17 protein-coding genes and 2 tRNA genes are annotated in these 14,287 nt (G+C 56.1%); 13 read left to right on the top strand and 6 right to left on the bottom strand.

Annotation, left to right across the window (positions count from 1 at the left end; all coding sequences use genetic code 11):
* Window positions 1-78: 78 nt before the first annotated feature.
* Genes rutA through rutG form a run of 6 tightly spaced genes read left to right on the top strand, consistent with a single transcriptional unit; the run spans window position 79 to window position 5,018 of the window.
* On the top strand, window positions 79-1,170 hold the full coding sequence (gene rutA / locus AC6I8J_RS06710) for a pyrimidine utilization protein A (RefSeq protein WP_161736430.1): 1,092 nt from the start codon (window positions 79-81) through the stop codon (window positions 1,168-1,170).
* Window positions 1,170-1,883: a pyrimidine utilization protein B gene (gene rutB, locus AC6I8J_RS06705; protein WP_480343591.1), complete on the top strand. Its 714-nt coding sequence runs from the start codon at window positions 1,170-1,172 to the stop codon at window positions 1,881-1,883. Before rutA ends, rutB begins: the two co-directional genes overlap by 1 nt.
* A gap of 20 nt (window positions 1,884-1,903) precedes the next feature.
* Window positions 1,904-2,299: a pyrimidine utilization protein C gene (gene rutC / locus AC6I8J_RS06700; RefSeq protein ID WP_161736432.1), complete on the top strand. Its 396-nt coding sequence runs from the start codon at window positions 1,904-1,906 to the stop codon at window positions 2,297-2,299.
* Window positions 2,299-3,108 carry a pyrimidine utilization protein D gene (gene rutD / locus AC6I8J_RS06695; RefSeq protein ID WP_497825191.1) on the top strand — a complete coding sequence of 270 codons (810 nt, stop codon included), beginning with the start codon at window positions 2,299-2,301 and terminating at the stop codon, window positions 3,106-3,108. The genes rutC and rutD overlap by 1 nt, the downstream gene beginning before the upstream one ends.
* Window positions 3,109-3,127: 19 nt before the next feature.
* The gene (rutF, locus tag AC6I8J_RS06690; protein ID WP_161736434.1) at window positions 3,128-3,640 is read left to right on the top strand and encodes an NADH-dependent FMN reductase RutF; all 513 of its coding nucleotides are present in this window, start codon (window positions 3,128-3,130) and stop codon (window positions 3,638-3,640) included.
* Window positions 3,641-3,689: 49 nt separating this feature from the next.
* Complete coding sequence (gene rutG, locus AC6I8J_RS06685; protein ID WP_497825190.1) at window positions 3,690-5,018, top strand: pyrimidine utilization transport protein G; 1,329 nt, start codon at window positions 3,690-3,692, stop codon at window positions 5,016-5,018.
* Here rutG and AC6I8J_RS06680 read toward each other — a convergent pair whose 3' ends face one another.
* Both AC6I8J_RS06680 and AC6I8J_RS06675 read right to left on the bottom strand, forming a co-directional pair.
* Window positions 5,019-5,933 (bottom strand): DMT family transporter, encoded by a 915-nt coding sequence (locus tag AC6I8J_RS06680; RefSeq protein WP_253421539.1) that lies wholly within the window; start codon window positions 5,931-5,933, stop codon window positions 5,019-5,021.
* Between the two features lie 96 nt (window positions 5,934-6,029).
* Window positions 6,030-6,203, bottom strand: a complete 174-nt coding sequence (locus AC6I8J_RS06675; RefSeq protein ID WP_161736437.1) for a con-10 family general stress protein — start codon at window positions 6,201-6,203, stop codon at window positions 6,030-6,032.
* Window positions 6,204-6,502: 299 nt separating this feature from the next.
* Here AC6I8J_RS06675 and wrbA point away from each other — a divergent pair, with 299 nt between their 5' ends.
* From wrbA to AC6I8J_RS06660, 3 genes are read left to right on the top strand one after another with little or no spacing between them, the layout of a single operon-like run.
* Window positions 6,503-7,102, top strand: coding sequence for an NAD(P)H:quinone oxidoreductase (wrbA, locus tag AC6I8J_RS06670; RefSeq protein ID WP_161736438.1), 600 nt, complete (start codon window positions 6,503-6,505; stop codon window positions 7,100-7,102).
* 20 nt (window positions 7,103-7,122) lie between these two features.
* Window positions 7,123-7,353 carry a YccJ family protein gene (locus tag AC6I8J_RS06665; RefSeq protein ID WP_003850006.1) on the top strand — a complete coding sequence of 77 codons (231 nt, stop codon included), beginning with the start codon at window positions 7,123-7,125 and terminating at the stop codon, window positions 7,351-7,353.
* Between the two features lie 55 nt (window positions 7,354-7,408).
* Window positions 7,409-8,782: an NAD-dependent succinate-semialdehyde dehydrogenase gene (locus AC6I8J_RS06660; RefSeq protein ID WP_480343588.1), complete on the top strand. Its 1,374-nt coding sequence runs from the start codon at window positions 7,409-7,411 to the stop codon at window positions 8,780-8,782.
* A gap of 65 nt (window positions 8,783-8,847) precedes the next feature.
* Here the strand turns inward: AC6I8J_RS06660 and agp are convergent, their stop codons facing one another.
* From agp to AC6I8J_RS06645, 3 genes are all read right to left on the bottom strand, one after another.
* Window positions 8,848-10,548: a bifunctional glucose-1-phosphatase/inositol phosphatase gene (agp, locus tag AC6I8J_RS06655; protein WP_497825189.1), complete on the bottom strand. Its 1,701-nt coding sequence runs from the start codon at window positions 10,546-10,548 to the stop codon at window positions 8,848-8,850.
* Between the two features lie 270 nt (window positions 10,549-10,818).
* Window positions 10,819-10,906: transfer RNA gene (locus AC6I8J_RS06650), tRNA-Ser, on the bottom strand.
* A gap of 55 nt (window positions 10,907-10,961) precedes the next feature.
* A tRNA-Ser gene (locus AC6I8J_RS06645) sits at window positions 10,962-11,049 on the bottom strand.
* A gap of 220 nt (window positions 11,050-11,269) precedes the next feature.
* Here AC6I8J_RS06645 and yccA point away from each other — a divergent pair.
* Together yccA and tusE are read left to right on the top strand one after the other, a co-directional pair.
* Entirely contained in the window at window positions 11,270-11,923 is a 654-nt protein-coding gene (gene yccA, locus AC6I8J_RS06640; RefSeq protein WP_090962424.1) for an FtsH protease modulator YccA, read from the top strand.
* A 105-nt stretch (window positions 11,924-12,028) separates the two neighbouring features.
* Window positions 12,029-12,355, top strand: coding sequence for a sulfurtransferase TusE (gene tusE, locus AC6I8J_RS06635; protein WP_161736441.1), 327 nt, complete (start codon window positions 12,029-12,031; stop codon window positions 12,353-12,355).
* Here the strand turns inward: tusE and yccX are convergent, their stop codons facing one another.
* A complete protein-coding gene (gene yccX, locus AC6I8J_RS06630; RefSeq protein ID WP_161736442.1) occupies window positions 12,356-12,634 on the bottom strand; it encodes an acylphosphatase in 279 nt (92 codons plus the stop codon). It abuts the gene before it with no gap.
* Window positions 12,635-12,719: 85 nt separating this feature from the next.
* Between yccX and rlmI the strand changes: the two genes are divergently transcribed.
* Window positions 12,720-13,910, top strand: coding sequence for a 23S rRNA (cytosine(1962)-C(5))-methyltransferase RlmI (gene rlmI / locus AC6I8J_RS06625; RefSeq protein ID WP_260057816.1), 1,191 nt, complete (start codon window positions 12,720-12,722; stop codon window positions 13,908-13,910).
* Between the two features lie 58 nt (window positions 13,911-13,968).
* On the top strand, window positions 13,969-14,286 hold the full coding sequence (gene hspQ, locus AC6I8J_RS06620) for a heat shock protein HspQ (protein ID WP_161736444.1): 318 nt from the start codon (window positions 13,969-13,971) through the stop codon (window positions 14,284-14,286).
* Window position 14,287 lies beyond the last annotated feature (1 nt).

The raw sequence follows: 14,287 nt of genomic DNA, 5'->3' as shown, positions 1-14,287 counted from the left end.
TGAGCGCGGCTTATACGGACGTAGCAGGATGCAGTGCAGCGCGTGAAACACCTTTCCCCCATCGCAACGAGGTTTCACATGAAGATAGGCGTCTTTATTCCGATTGGTAACAATGGCTGGCTGATTTCGTCCAACGCGCCGCAGTACATGCCGACCTTTGAACTGAACAAAGCCATCGTGCTGAAAGCAGAGCATTACCACTTCGACTTTGCACTCTCGATGATCAAACTGCGCGGCTTCGGCGGAAAAACAGAATTCTGGGATCATAACCTGGAGTCATTCACCCTGATGGCGGGCCTGGCGGCCGTTACCTCTCGCATCGAAATCTACGCTACCGCGGCCACCCTGACGCTGCCACCGGCGATTGTGGCGCGCATGGCGTCCACTATCGATTCCATTTCAGGCGGTCGTTTCGGCGTTAATCTGGTGACCGGCTGGCAGAAACCTGAATATGAGCAGATGGGAATGTGGCCAGGCGATGAGTACTTCGGCAGCCGTTATTCTTATCTGACCGAGTACGTTACCGTGCTGCGCGACCTGTGGGGCACCGGAAAATCGGACTTCAAAGGTGAGTTCTTCACTATGAATGACTGCCGCGTCAGTCCACAGCCGCAGCGTCCGATGAAGGTGATCTGCGCCGGACAGAGCGATGCCGGTATGGCCTTCTCTGCTCAGCACGCCGATTACAACTTCTGCTTCGGCAAAGGGGTTAACACACCTGCTGCTTTCAGTTCAACTTCGATTCGCATGAAGCAGGCCGCCGAAAAAGCGGGCCGCGATGTTGGCTCCTACGTACTGTTTATGATTATTGCCGCCGAAACAGATGAAGAGGCGCGGGCTAAGTGGGAACACTACAAAGCTGGTGCAGATGAAGAGGCGCTCTCCTGGCTCACCACCCAGAGTCAGCAGGATACCAAATCAGGCAGCGACACCAATGTGCGCCAGATGGCGGACCCGACCTCAGCCGTCAATATCAATATGGGCACCCTGGTGGGTTCATATGCCAGTGTCGCGCGGATGCTGGATGAAGTGGCGCAGGTAGAAGGCACGCACGGCGTGCTGCTGACCTTTGATGATTTCCTGGAAGGTATTGAGAACTTCGGCCAGCACATTCAGCCGCTGATGGCCTGTCGCAGCGCCCTGCTCGACGCACAGCAGGAGGTGGCATAATGAATACCGTTTATTGCGCCCACACGCCGGATGTTCCCCAGGTTGAACTGCCTGCTCGTCCTGAGCCGATCGCCTTTCCGCCTGGCCGGACGGCACTGATTGTTGTGGATATGCAGAACGCCTACGCCACCGAAGGTGGCTACCTCGACCTGGCGGGCTTTGATGTTTCCGCGACGAAGCCGGTGATTGCGAAGATCCATCAGGCGGTGACGGCGGCCCGTGCGGCCGGCGTTCAGATCATCTGGTTCCAGAACGGCTGGGACAGCGACTATGTTGAAGCCGGTGACGCCGGTTCCCCTAACTTTCACAAATCGAATGCGCTGAAAACCATGCGTAAACGGCCAGAACTGCAGGGTTCACTGCTGTCAAAAGGCGGCTGGGATTACGCGCTGGTCGATGAGCTGATGCCACAAGCCGGTGACATCGTGCTGCCAAAATCGCGCTACAGCGGCTTCTATAACACCCCACTCGACAGCATGCTGCGCAGTCGCGGGATCCGCCATCTGATTTTCACCGGCATCGCCACCAACGTCTGTGTGGAGTCGACCTTGCGCGACGGCTTCTTTCTGGAGTATTTCGGTGTGGTGCTGGAAGACGCCACGTATCAGGCTGGCCCGCCCTTTGCTCAGCAGGCAGCGCTGTTCAATATCGAAACCTTTTTTGGCTGGGTATCGGATGTCGATACCTTCTGCGAAAGCCTGAATGCCCGCTAATCCACTAAGAGGACGTCGCTATGCCGAAAAGTATTATTGTGCCACCAGGCACCACCACACCCATCGCCCCGTTTGTCCCTGGCACGCTGGCGGACGGCGTGATCTATGTTTCCGGCACGCTGCCATTTGATGGTGACAACAACGTGGTCCATGTGGGTGATGCTGCCGCGCAGACCCGTCACGTGCTGGAAACCATTAAAAAGGTGATTGAGACCGCTGGTGGCAACATGGCCGATGTGACATTTAACTCGATCTTTATCACCGACTGGTCGAATTATGCCGCGGTAAATCAGGTTTACGCCGAATACTTCCCCGGTGATAAGCCTGCCCGTTTCTGCATTCAGTGTGGGCTGGTCAAGCCTGACGCGCTGATTGAGATCGCCAGCGTGGCGCACATCGGCAAGCCGGAGGTCTGATGCAGCTGGATATTCTGGGCCTGCAAAATCCCGAAGCACCGACGCTGGTGCTCTCTTCCGGTCTGGGCGGCGTGGCGGGTTTCTGGCAGCCGCAACTGGCGGCGCTGACAGCATGCTATCGGGTCGTGCTCTATGACCAGCGCGGCACCGGTCGCAGCGCGGACAGCTTACCGGAAGGCTACAGCATGACGATGATGGCGGCGGAGCTGGCCGACGCGCTGGCGCAGCATGGCATCCTGCGATTCAGCCTGATTGGACACGCGCTGGGCGGTCTGGTGGGAATGCAGCTGGCGCTGGATTATCCGGATCGGATCGAACGGATCGTGGTGATCAACGGCTGGCTGACGCTGCATCCGCATACCCGCCGCTGCTTCCAGGTGCGGCAGGATCTGCTGCTCAATGTCGGCGTCGAGGCTTTCGTCCGCGCTCAGCCGTTGTTTCTCTATCCTGCTGAGTGGATGGCCGGGCATCAGACGCGTCTGGAGCAGGAAGACAGCCATCACGTCACGCATTTTCAGGGGATGGAAAATCTGATGCGACGGCTGCATGCCCTGATGAGCGCCGACTTCAGCGCCCGGGCTGCCGCCATTCCGCAACCGATGCTGGTAATTGCCAGCCAGGACGATCTGCTGGTGCCGTGGAGCTGTTCAACCGAACTGGCCGAGGCGCTGCCGAACGCGACTGAACAGATGATGGCCTGGGGCGGCCACGCCATGAGCGTTACCGACCCCGAAAAATTTAATGCCCTGCTGCTGCAGTGGCTGGATCAGACTGATGACGTGCAGCCGCTGCAGCGCGTCGCAGGATAACCCTTTCGCGGAGAACACTATGAGCCTGGATACCCTTACCCCCGCCGTTGAGAAAACTGAGTTTCGTCATGCGATGTCGCGGCTCGGCGCTGCGGTCAACATCATCACGACGGAAGGCCCGGCCGGACGCGCAGGCTTTACCGCCTCAGCGGTGTGCAGCGTCACCGATTCGCCGCCAACGCTGCTGGTCTGCCTGAACCGCTCAGCCTCGGTATATCCGGTGTTCCGCGAAAACATGCAGCTCTGCGTCAATACGCTGGCGGCGGGACACGAAGCGCTCTCCAGTCTGTTCGGCGGAAAAACGCCGATGGCTGACCGTTTTATTGCCGCTGAGTGGTCGACGGCCGTGACCGGCTCGCCGGTACTGAGCGGCGCAGTTGCCTCCTTTGACTGTCGCATTACGCAGATTGTCAGCGTCGGTACACATGACACGCTGTTCTGCGAAGTCGTGGGCATAGTGCGAAATGATGATACCCATGGCCTCATGTGGTTTGACCGGGGCTATCATCCCCTGATGCGGCAGGAAGCCTGATAACTCTTCCCTGAACCTTACCGGCATTCATCACGTTCTGGAGTAAACGATGGCACGATCCTGGTTTCCGCAATGGCAAAAGAAGTCGGCACTGACCGAAAACGGTATTATCGCCCCGGATGAAACACTGCCGCTGGGGCAGACGCTGGTGCTGGGTTTGCAGCATGCGGTAGCGATGTTTGGCGCAACGGTGCTGATGCCGCTGCTGATGGGGCTGGATCCCAATCTGGCGATTCTGGTCTCGGGTATTGGCACCCTGCTGTTCTTCTTTATAACCGGTGGTCGCGTGCCCAGCTATCTCGGGTCGAGCGCTGCCTTTGTTGGCGTGGTGATTGCGGTGACCGGCTTCAGCGGTCAGGGACTGAATCCCAACCTCAGCGTGGCGCTGGGCGGCGTGATCGCCTGCGGCCTGCTCTACACACTGATTGGGCTGGTGGTCATGAAGTCAGGCACGCGCTGGATTGAAAATCTGATGCCGCCAGTGGTGACCGGCGCGGTGGTGATGGCAATCGGGCTGAATCTGGCTCCCATCGCGGTGCATAGCGTCTCCGCCTCTTCATTCGACAGCTGGGTTGCGGTGATGACCGTGCTCTGTATCGGTCTGGTCGCAGTGTTTACCCGCGGGATGGTACAGCGTCTGCTGATTCTGGTCGGACTGATTCTGGCCTGGGCGATCTATGCGCTGCTGACTAACGTTCTGGGGCTGGGCAAGCCGGTCGATTTTAAACTGCTGTCACAGGCAGCCTGGTTTGGCCTGCCGCATACCACCGCACCGACCTTTGATCTGCAGGCGATGGTGCTGATCGCCCCGGTCGCGATCATTCTGGTGGCGGAAAACCTGGGACATCTGAAAGCCGTGGCGGGGATGACCGGCCGTAACCTTGACCCTTACATGGGACGAGCCTTTGTGGGCGATGGGCTGGCTACGATGCTTTCCGGCTCGATGGGCGGCAGTGGCGTAACCACCTATGCTGAGAACATCGGGGTGATGGCCGTGACTAAGGTCTACTCCACGCTGGCGTTTGTCGCCGCAGCTATTATCGCCATCCTCGCCGGTTTCTCACCGAAGTTTGGTGCGCTGATCCACACCATTCCGACCCCGGTGATTGGCGGTGCATCCATTGTGGTGTTCGGGCTGATTGCGGTGGCGGGCGCACGCATCTGGGTGCAGAACCATGTCGATTTAGGTCAGAACAGCAACCTGATTATGGTCGCCACTACGCTGGTGCTTGGCGCAGTGGATTTCGCGCTGAAAATCGGCTCTTTCACGCTTGGCGGGATCGGCACTGCTACCTTTGGCGCGATTATCCTCAATGCCATTCTGCGCCGACGCAGTGCGACACAGCAGGATAAACCGCTGGTGCGACAGCAGGGTTAACTACTCCAGCGGTGTCGCAGCAGGCTGCACCGCTTTTTTCCGTTTCAGCCGCAGTTCACTGACGATAACCCCGCAGACGATCAGCGCCCCACCCAGCAACGCCAGCGCAGGCAGTCGCTCACCGGCAATTCGCCCTACCACGCCCGCCCAGACCGGTTCCCCGGCATAGATTACCGTGGCGCGGGTTGGCGAAACGCTGCGCTGCGCCCAGTTCATGGTGACCTGAATCAGGGCGCTGGCCGCGCCCAGCCCCAGCGCGCTGAGCAGCAGCGGCGTTGAAATTGCGGGCACTGTTTCGCCATTGGGGATCATCAAAGCAAAGGCACACAGCGACGCCACCGCCAGCTGGATTAGCGTCACGCGGCGTACATCAACCTGACCGGCATAGCGGCTGATTAAGATAATTTCGGCGGCAATCGCCAGGGTGCTGAGCAGCGTCGCGATTTCACCTGCATTCAGGCTGATACGGCCATCCTGCGGCCCGGCCACCAGCAACAAGCCGGCAAAGGCCAGCACAATCCCCAGCCACGACATTAACCCCGGCGGACGGCGTAAAAACAGCCACTGCAGCAATGGCACCACCGGAACATAAAGCGCAGTAAGAAAGGCGGACTGACTGCTGGAGATAGTCTGCATGCCCCAGGTCTGAAGACCATAACCTCCGGCGATAGACAGACCAATCAGTGCGCCCGCTTTCACTTCCAGCCAGGTCATGTCGGCCAGATAGCGGCGAAAAAAGAGCGCCAGCAGCAGTGCGGCGGTGGCAAAACGAAGGCCGACAAAGAAGAACGGGCCGGAGTGCTGCATCGCCCGATGCACCACCAGAAAGGTGCCGCCCCAGATCATGGTGATAAAAAGTAATACCAGCTCCTGCCGCGTCAGGCGCAGGGTTAAACTGCGGGATGTGTCCGACATAATTCACCTGATGATGTGTCCGGACGATATTGTGGGGAGAGCGAGGGGGAAAAGCAACGACGTTAACCGCCGGCCTTAACCGGCGGCAGAGTGGGATTATGCGTCCGTTTTTTTAGGACTGCTGCGCCCGCCCTTCTCACCGGCACGCGCGGCGCGCTGCGGATCGTTTTTGAAATTCCCACCGCTGTTTTTGCCCCCTTTACGTCCCGCTTCTGCGGCACGTTCACGGTTCTCAGCAAAATTCCCTGAACCTCCACGATGTGTTGCCATGATTTGCTCCTGTCGCATAGTGCGATAAATAAGAATGAAATAGCAGAGAGCTGACGGCCCGAAGCCGAATTCAACTCATGGTTAAATAATAGCCAGATTCTTCTTTAACTCCCACGACAGTCACATTTAGCAACAGAGTAATCATCAGCAATTTGATTAAAGAACGAACATTCTGCCGACATATAACCGATTAGCTGCAGATTTCTTGCCCGACTCATCCACTGCGGAGTAAGCATCGCCTGCGTAAAGCGAAAGCTCTTCTATACTTTTCTGGACGTCAAAACCATCTGGAGAGACCTATGGCCAGGATTCTGGTGCTCTACTACTCGATGTACGGACATATCGAAACGATGGCGAACGCTGTAGCAGAAGGCGCTCGTCGGGTTCCCGGCGCGGAAGTGGATATCCTGCGGGTTCCTGAAACGATGGAGGCCGATCGCTTTGCACAGGTGGGCGGCAAAACCCATCAACAGGCAGCAGAAGCGACGCCTGAGGTACTGCCGCAGTATGACGCGATTATCGTCGGTACTCCGACCCGCTTTGGCAACATGTCCGGACAGATGCGGACGTTCTGGGATCGCACTGGCGGTCTCTGGGCGTCAGGCGCGCTGTTTGGCAAGGTTGCCAGCGTCTTTACCTCAACCGGTACCGGTGGCGGTCAGGAACAGACCATTACTTCGGTCTGGACCACACTGGCGCATCACGGCATGGTCATTGTGCCTATCGGCTACGGCACCAAAGAGTTGTTCGATATCTCACAGGTTCGCGGTGGCACGCCATATGGTGCGACCACGCTGGCGGGCGGCGATGGTTCGCGTCAGCCGACTGAAGCGGAACTGAATATTGCCCGTTTCCAGGGTGAACATGTTGCCGGACTGACAGTGAAACTGCAGGACTGATTTAAACAAAGGAGAAAAGTATGTCTACTGAACAATCGAAAGCACATCACGTTGGCGAATGGGCCAGTCTGCGTCATACCTCCCCTGAAATTGCCGAGGCCATTTTCGAAGTGGCGAATTACGATGAGAGACTGGCAGAAGAGATCTGGCGTCAGCAAGGCAGCGATGACGTGCTGATTCGTGCCTTTGAAAAAACCGATAAAGATCTCCTGACCTGGGATGACAAGCCCGTAGAACGTAAGAACGTCTGATTCAGGGGCGGGACTTTCCCGCCCTCAATTTTTTTACCTCACCAAGGAGTACGCTATGTCTTCCTATCAAAGCATTAATCCCGCGAACAACCAGTTGCTGAAAAGCTGGCCGTCACATGATGAGGCCGCCGTCAGCCATGCCCTGGATGTGGCCGATCATCTTTTCCACTCCTCATGGAGCAAAGGTGACATTCAGCCGCGTCTGCAGGTGCTGAAAAAACTGGCTGACCTGATTGATAGCCGCGCGGAAGAACTGGCCACCATCGCCAGTAAAGAGATGGGGAAACTGATTGGTCAGAGCCGTGGCGAAGTGAAAATCTGTTCGCAGATTGCCCGCTACTACGCAGAGAATGCGGAACGTATTCTGCAGCCGCAGTCCTATCCCAGCGATCTGGGCGAAGCCTGGGTTGAGTATCACCCGATTGGCGTGTTAGTCGCTGTCGAGCCGTGGAACTTTCCTTACTATCAGCTGATGCGCGTACTGGCTCCTAACCTGGCGCTGGGTAATCCGGTACTGGCGAAACACGCTAACATTGTGCCGCACTGTGCCGATGTCTTTGAAAAGCTGGTGCGTGAAGCAGGTGCGCCAGAAGGCGCCTGGACTAACCTGTTCATCTCTACAGATCAGGTCGCCGATCTGATTGCTGATGATCGGGTTCAGGGTGTTGCCCTGACCGGTTCCGAGCGCGCGGGCAGTGCCGTGGCTGAGCAGGCCGGTAAGCATCTGAAGAAATCGACGCTTGAACTGGGCGGCAATGACGTGTTTGTGGTGCTGGATGACGCCGATCTTGATGAAGCCGTCCGTCAGGGCGTGCAGGCGCGTCTCAGTAACTGCGGCCAGGTCTGTACCGCCGCAAAACGTTTCATTCTGCATGAGAAGATTGCCGACCGCTTTATCAGCCAGTTCAGCGCCGCGCTGAGTTCTGCCACACTGGGCGATCCACTGGATGAGAAGACCACCCTTGGCCCACTCTCTTCTGCTGACGCGCGCGACCGCCTGGTGAAGCAGGTAGACGAAGCCGTAGCGAGTGGCGCAAAACTGGTGACGGGCGGCAAAGCTGTTGAAGGAACGGGCTGCTTTTATCAGCCAACCATTCTGACTGGCATTACCCCGGACAACCCCGCCTATTATGAGGAGTTCTTTGGTCCTGTCGCGCAGATCTACGTTGTGGGTGATGATAACGCAGCTGTGGCGCTGGCAAATGACTCGCACTACGGTCTGGGTGGCTCAGTCTGGACCCGTGACATTGCACGTGGTCGTAAACTGGCTTCTGCCATTGAAACCGGTATGGTGTTTATCAACTCCCAGAGCGATACCTCTGCTGAGCTGCCGTTTGGTGGTGTGAAACGTTCAGGCTATGGTCGTGAGCTTTCTGATCTGGGCATTAAAGAGTTTGCTAATCAGAAACTGGTTGTCGTAGCGGGATAATCGTCCTGCAGCCATAAAAAAACCCCGTCTCGACGGGGTTTTTTCGTATTGGCCGTAAAGCGCAATTACTGTGTGGCCACAGCCGCTGACGTTGAATGGTCCTCTTTCGCGGTTGCAGGCGCGTTTGCGGCGTCAGCTTTGTCAGTCGTGGCTTTATTATCACTGGCTGATTCTGCTGCATTGTCAGCTTTCGCTTTCTCAGCAGCGGCTTTTTCTGCTGCTGCTTTGTCCGCTTTTGCCTTTTCAGCCGCAGCTTTCTCGGCTGCAGCCTTATCCGCTTTTGCCTTTTCTGCTGCAGCTTTCTCGGCTGCAGCCTTATCCGCTTTTGCCTTTTCTGCGGCAGCTTTATCCGCTTCAGACTTCTCAGCGGCAGCTTTATCGGCGTCAGCCTTCTCTTTGGCTGCGGTCGCTTTATCCGCTTCAGCCTTATCAGCAGCAGCGTCATTCGTCGCTGCGGCTTTCGCACTGTCGTCGTCAGACTGGGCTGCCGGTTGTGGTGCCGCCGCTGGCTGCATTGGCGTGCCCTGCAGCGCAGCATTCAGCACCAGAGAGAACTGATCCCAGCTGCAATAGCCGTTTGCATCGGTCTCACAACCCGCCAGCTGCAGCGTCACGCGCTTCGGTGGGTTCTTCAGGCTCAGCACGTCTGCGTTGCGCAGCTGATCGGCGGTCTGATAGACATACTCCACCTTGAGCAGGTCTTTATCGTTTTTCGCATCATGCCAGCGTTCGAAAACAACCTGACCGCCAATTGGCGTTTTTTCGAAGGTATCAGGCAGTTCATAAGGCTTGACCTGCAACGCGCTCAGCAGCGAGGCGATGTTCGAGTCATGGCCGACCATCAGCATAATTTTCGGCGCGTTAGCTTTGTCCTGATCCACTAACTGACTGCGAATGTAATCCACCAGCGGTGCAGCCACTTCACGGGAAACATCCGGGCTGGTGAATAGCGCATCCTGATAACCATTTTTAATGGCTGACAGCTCTTTCCACTGTTCAGGCGTTTTGATCTGCCCCCAGGCAACCTGCTCCAGCGGGAAGCCTTCATAATATTGCAGCGTGAAAGCATCCATCAGCGAATTACCCACTTTCAGCGGACCGCTGACACCAGGCTCTTTACCATTTTCAGCGCTGAAGGTGTTCTGACCACTGCTGAGGTCGCACTGCTTTTTATTGTTACAGGCAGGCGAATTTTTGTAGTCGACAATCTTTTCCAGACGCTGGAAGGCGGGTTTTAGCGGCAGTTTTTCATTGGCGGCGGCCATGGCGGCTAACGCTTTTTTATTGAAGGCTTCGCTGTCATCGGTGATGACCGGATTGAAGACAGGATCCATGGAACCCATTTCATCCTGATGCGTGACGGCAATGTCACAGCCTGGGAAGGCACCATTGACAAAGAACTGCGCGGTAGCGACAGTGCGCTGCAGGCTGTTCGCGTAAACAAAGACATTATTGCTGTCAGGACAGCTGCCGTTCTTTACCAGGCCCTGCTGTGCCAGCCACTGACGGGTGTAGTTACCCATGTAAACTTCCAGCACGCCACCTTTCGTGGTCAGCTGTCCGCCGGGAACATCCCACTGCGGCCAGCTCTTTTTGGTCGACTGCTCCAGCACGCTGCCATTATCGGCCAGCGGCGCGCGCAGATTGTGACGGCTTACCATCAGCACCTGTTGCAGCTGCATATCGCCATCAGCAGCAAATGCTGCCGTTCCGACCGGCAATGCAGCGAGCACTGACAATGCGCAAAGACTCAGTTTCTTGATCATTGTGCCTATTCCATTCATTCAGTAAAGAAACACTCAGGCTATCAACCGATTAGCTCGCCTCAGAGCGATGTATTTAACAGTGTAACTCAGCTCGCCTCAGAAAAGCGCCAGATGTTTGCAAAAACAGTGAGTGGACTATAGCAGAGATGCATAGGGCAGATGAATGTGCAGCCGCACGTCATCAGAAGAGGCGTAATTTTTCAGACTGGAGGAAGAAACAGGAGTGGCAGAAACGAAACAGGCCAGCACTATGTGCTGGCCTGTAAAATGTGGCGGAGGAGGAGAGATTCGAACTCTCGGATGGTTTCCCATCGGCGGTTTTCAAGACCGCTGCCTTAAGCCGCTCGGCCACCCCTCCGTTTTGAAACTGTACTGCTTCGGTAAACTTATTGATTTGCCCGTGGCAGATAAAGTGGCGGAGGAGGAGAGATTCGAACTCTCGGATGGTTTCCCATCGGCGGTTTTCAAGACCGCTGCCTTAAGCCGCTCGGCCACCCCTCCGCAATGACGCGCACTATAAACATCCCGTTTAGCGATGTAAAGCGTCTATCTGTCTATTCGCCTGAAAAACAGCCAGATTGTGATTTTTCGCTGTGAAAATCGCCACTCTGCTCAAACAATTAGCAGAATAGCGCGTAAAGAAGGGTAAAACGCCTTTTCCCTCTTTAATGGCCTGCGTATTCTCGGCACATATTTAGTGTTCTGCTTAAAGGAGCGCAACATGGAAAGAATTGTCACCTCATCGCAGTCTTCACTGCTGTCAACGCACAGAGTTCTGCGCAATACCTATTTTCTGCTGGGGCTGACCCTGGCCTTTTCCGCGGTGACGGCGACAGCCAGCACCCTGCTGGCCCTGCCTGCGCCTGGTCTGATCCTGATGCTGGTCGGCTTCTATGGCCTGATGTTTTTAACCTACCGTCTGGCAAACAGCCCGATGGGGATTCTGGCCGCGTTTGCTTTCACCGGCTTCCTGGGATATTGCCTGGGTCCTATCCTGAGTTCGTTCCTGACCGCAGGCATGGGCGACGTGATCGCGCTGGCACTGGGTGGTACGGCGCTGGTGTTCTTCTGCTGTTCTGCCTACGTGCTGACTACCCGTCGTGATATGTCTTTCCTGGGCGGCATGATGATGGCTGGTTTTGTGGTGCTGCTGGTGGCGGTGGTCGCGAATATCTTCCTGCAGCTGCCTGCGTTGCATCTGGCTATCAGCGCCCTGTTCATCCTGTTCTCCGCTGGTGCCATTTTGTGGGAGACCAGCAACATCATCCAGGGTGGCGAAACCAACTACATCCGGGCGACGGTCAGCCTCTATGTTTCGCTCTATAACATCTTCGTCAGTCTGCTGAGCCTGCTGGGTTTTGCCCGCAGCAACTAACCGGCAGTGACAGTCACCCTTTGAAACCCCGCTTCGGCGGGGTTTTTGCTTTTACTGCCCGCCAGGTTTGCTAAACTGCGCCGTCATTTACAGAGAGGACATCACGTGAATTTTAACGGTAACGAAATCGCCGTCGATGCCGAAGGCTATCTGAAGCATACTGCCGACTGGAGTGAGGCGCTGGCGGCGCACATCGCGGAACAGGAAGGGCTTACTATGACTGAAGCGCACTGGGAGGTGGTCCATTTTGTGCGCGCGTTTTATCTGGAATTTAACACCTCACCCGCCGTGCGAATGCTGGTAAAGGCAATGGCGCAGAAGTATGGGGAAGAGAAAGGCAACAGCCGCTACCTGTTTCGCCTCTTCCCGGAAGGACCCGCTAAACAGGCGACGAAAATCGCCGGTCTGCCTAAACCGGCGAAATGTCTGTAATTAACCGGTTTTGAAATCGCGGGGCGGTTCTGCGGGCTGATGTGGCTCCACCAGCACCTTATCCACGCGCGCACTGCGAGGTCCGCCCGCTTTAATCCAGGCAATCAGCGCTTCAACCTGATCCGCCTCGCCCCAGGCCAGCACCTCGACGCTGCCGTCATCCAGATTTCGCGCGTACCCCAGTACGCCCAGGGTTCTGGCTTCAGCCTGCGTACTGTAGCGAAACCCAACGCCCTGGACGCGGCCATGAACCCATGCTTTAAAACAGGCTGCTGACATGATTCTCTCCTGCTGCTGTTCGTTGCAATTTCCCGTTATCCACCGGACAATGGCGCCTCATTTTTTCAGGTAAGCATAGCAAACTATGACAGTCAGATTGATTCTCGCAAAGGGACGTGAAAAGTCCCTGCTCCGTCGCCATCCATGGGTCTTTTCAGGGGCCGTTGCACGTCTGGAAGGTAAAGCGCAACTGGGTGAAACCATTGACGTGTGTGACAGCAACGGTAAATGGCTGGCGCGTGCCGCTTATTCACCCGAGTCGCAGATCCGCGCCCGCGTCTGGAGCTGGCAGGCCGATGAATCCATCGATATCGCCTTCTTTGTCCGCCGTTTTGAACAGGCGCAGCAGTGGCGCAAATGGCTGGCGGCCCGCGATGGTCTGGATAGCTATCGCCTGATCGCCGGTGAATCAGATGGTTTACCGGGCGTTACCATTGATCGCTTTGGCAACTTTTTAGTACTTCAGCTGCTTTCAGCAGGTGCGGAATATCAGCGCGCGGCGATCATCACTGCCCTGCAACAGTGCTTCCCTGGCTGTGCCATCTATGACCGCTCTGACGTCGCTGTTCGTAAGAAAGAGGGCCTGGAACTGACGCAGGGCACCGTCACCGGTGAACTTCCCCCGCCTCTGCTGCCGATTACCGAGCATGGCATGAAGCTGCTGGTTGATATTCAGGGCGGTCATAAAACCGGCTATTACCTTGATCAGCGTGACAGCCGTCTTGCCACGCGTCGTTACGCGCAGGATGCCCGCGTGCTTAACTGCTTCTCTTATACTGGCGGCTTCGCGGTTTCTGCATTGATGGGCGGCTGTAAAGAAGTGATCAGCGTGGATACCTCACAGGAAGCGCTGGACGTTGCCCGTCAGAACGTTGAACTGAATGAGCTGGATCTTTCCCGCGCGCACTTTGAACGTGATGATGTATTCAAATTGCTGCGCCGTTATCGTGACAACGGGGAAAAATTTGATCTGATCATCATGGATCCGCCAAAGTTTGTCGAAAACAAAAGCCAGTTAATGGGTGCCTGCCGCGGCTATAAAGATATTAATATGCTCGCCATTCAGCTACTTAACCCGGGCGGCGTGCTGCTGACGTTCTCCTGTTCCGGTCTGATGGCCACCGATCTGTTCCAGAAGATCATTGCCGATGCCGCACTGGATGCTGGTCGCGAAGTGCAGTTTATTGAGCAGTTCCGGCAGGCAGCGGATCATCCGGTCATCGCCAGCTATCCGGAAGGTCTCTATCTGAAAGGTTTCGCCTGCCGCGTGATGTGACTTGAAAAATCAGCTCCTGCCCCCATATTGGAAAGAGAGCTTTTTTTCGGAGGTCACTATGATTGCCAGTAAATTTGGTATTGGTCAGCAGGTTCGTCATCGTCTGTCCGGCGTACTGGGCGTTATCGTCGATGTCGATCCTGAATACTCGTTAGATGCACCTAAAATTGAAGATGTTGGCGCGGAAGAGAAAATGCGCACCGCACCCTGGTATCATGTGGTGATGGAAGATGAGGAAGGCGATCAGGTTCATACCTATGTTGCCGAAATTCAGCTGTCCGGTGAAACAAGCATTGAGCATCCTGAGCAGCCATCAATGGATGAGCTGGCGGCGTCAGTACGTCAGCAATTACAGGCACCTCATCTGCGGCATTAAT

The sequence above is a fragment of the Pantoea sp. X-Soil-ISGK-355 genome (assembly GCF_059730805.1).
This window is presented reverse-complemented; position numbering and strand designations above follow the sequence as displayed.

Coding starts and splice junctions, on each gene's coding strand:
- rutD (WP_497825191.1), top strand. CDS start 2,299: ATGCAGCTGGATATTCTGGGCCTGCAAAATCCCGAAGCACCGACGCTG.
- agp (WP_497825189.1), bottom strand. CDS start 10,548: ATGATCAAGAAACTGAGTCTTTGCGCATTGTCAGTGCTCGCTGCATTG.
- yccA (WP_090962424.1), top strand. CDS start 11,270: ATGGAAAGAATTGTCACCTCATCGCAGTCTTCACTGCTGTCAACGCAC.
- hspQ (WP_161736444.1), top strand. CDS start 13,969: ATGATTGCCAGTAAATTTGGTATTGGTCAGCAGGTTCGTCATCGTCTG.
- rutC (WP_161736432.1), top strand. CDS start 1,904: ATGCCGAAAAGTATTATTGTGCCACCAGGCACCACCACACCCATCGCC.
- rutG (WP_497825190.1), top strand. CDS start 3,690: ATGGCACGATCCTGGTTTCCGCAATGGCAAAAGAAGTCGGCACTGACC.
- yccX (WP_161736442.1), bottom strand. CDS start 12,634: ATGTCAGCAGCCTGTTTTAAAGCATGGGTTCATGGCCGCGTCCAGGGC.
- rutA (WP_161736430.1), top strand. CDS start 79: ATGAAGATAGGCGTCTTTATTCCGATTGGTAACAATGGCTGGCTGATT.
- wrbA (WP_161736438.1), top strand. CDS start 6,503: ATGGCCAGGATTCTGGTGCTCTACTACTCGATGTACGGACATATCGAA.
- AC6I8J_RS06680 (WP_253421539.1), bottom strand. CDS start 5,933: ATGTCGGACACATCCCGCAGTTTAACCCTGCGCCTGACGCGGCAGGAG.
- rlmI (WP_260057816.1), top strand. CDS start 12,720: ATGACAGTCAGATTGATTCTCGCAAAGGGACGTGAAAAGTCCCTGCTC.
- AC6I8J_RS06675 (WP_161736437.1), bottom strand. CDS start 6,203: ATGGCAACACATCGTGGAGGTTCAGGGAATTTTGCTGAGAACCGTGAA.
- rutB (WP_480343591.1), top strand. CDS start 1,170: ATGAATACCGTTTATTGCGCCCACACGCCGGATGTTCCCCAGGTTGAA.
- AC6I8J_RS06660 (WP_480343588.1), top strand. CDS start 7,409: ATGTCTTCCTATCAAAGCATTAATCCCGCGAACAACCAGTTGCTGAAA.
- AC6I8J_RS06665 (WP_003850006.1), top strand. CDS start 7,123: ATGTCTACTGAACAATCGAAAGCACATCACGTTGGCGAATGGGCCAGT.
- rutF (WP_161736434.1), top strand. CDS start 3,128: ATGAGCCTGGATACCCTTACCCCCGCCGTTGAGAAAACTGAGTTTCGT.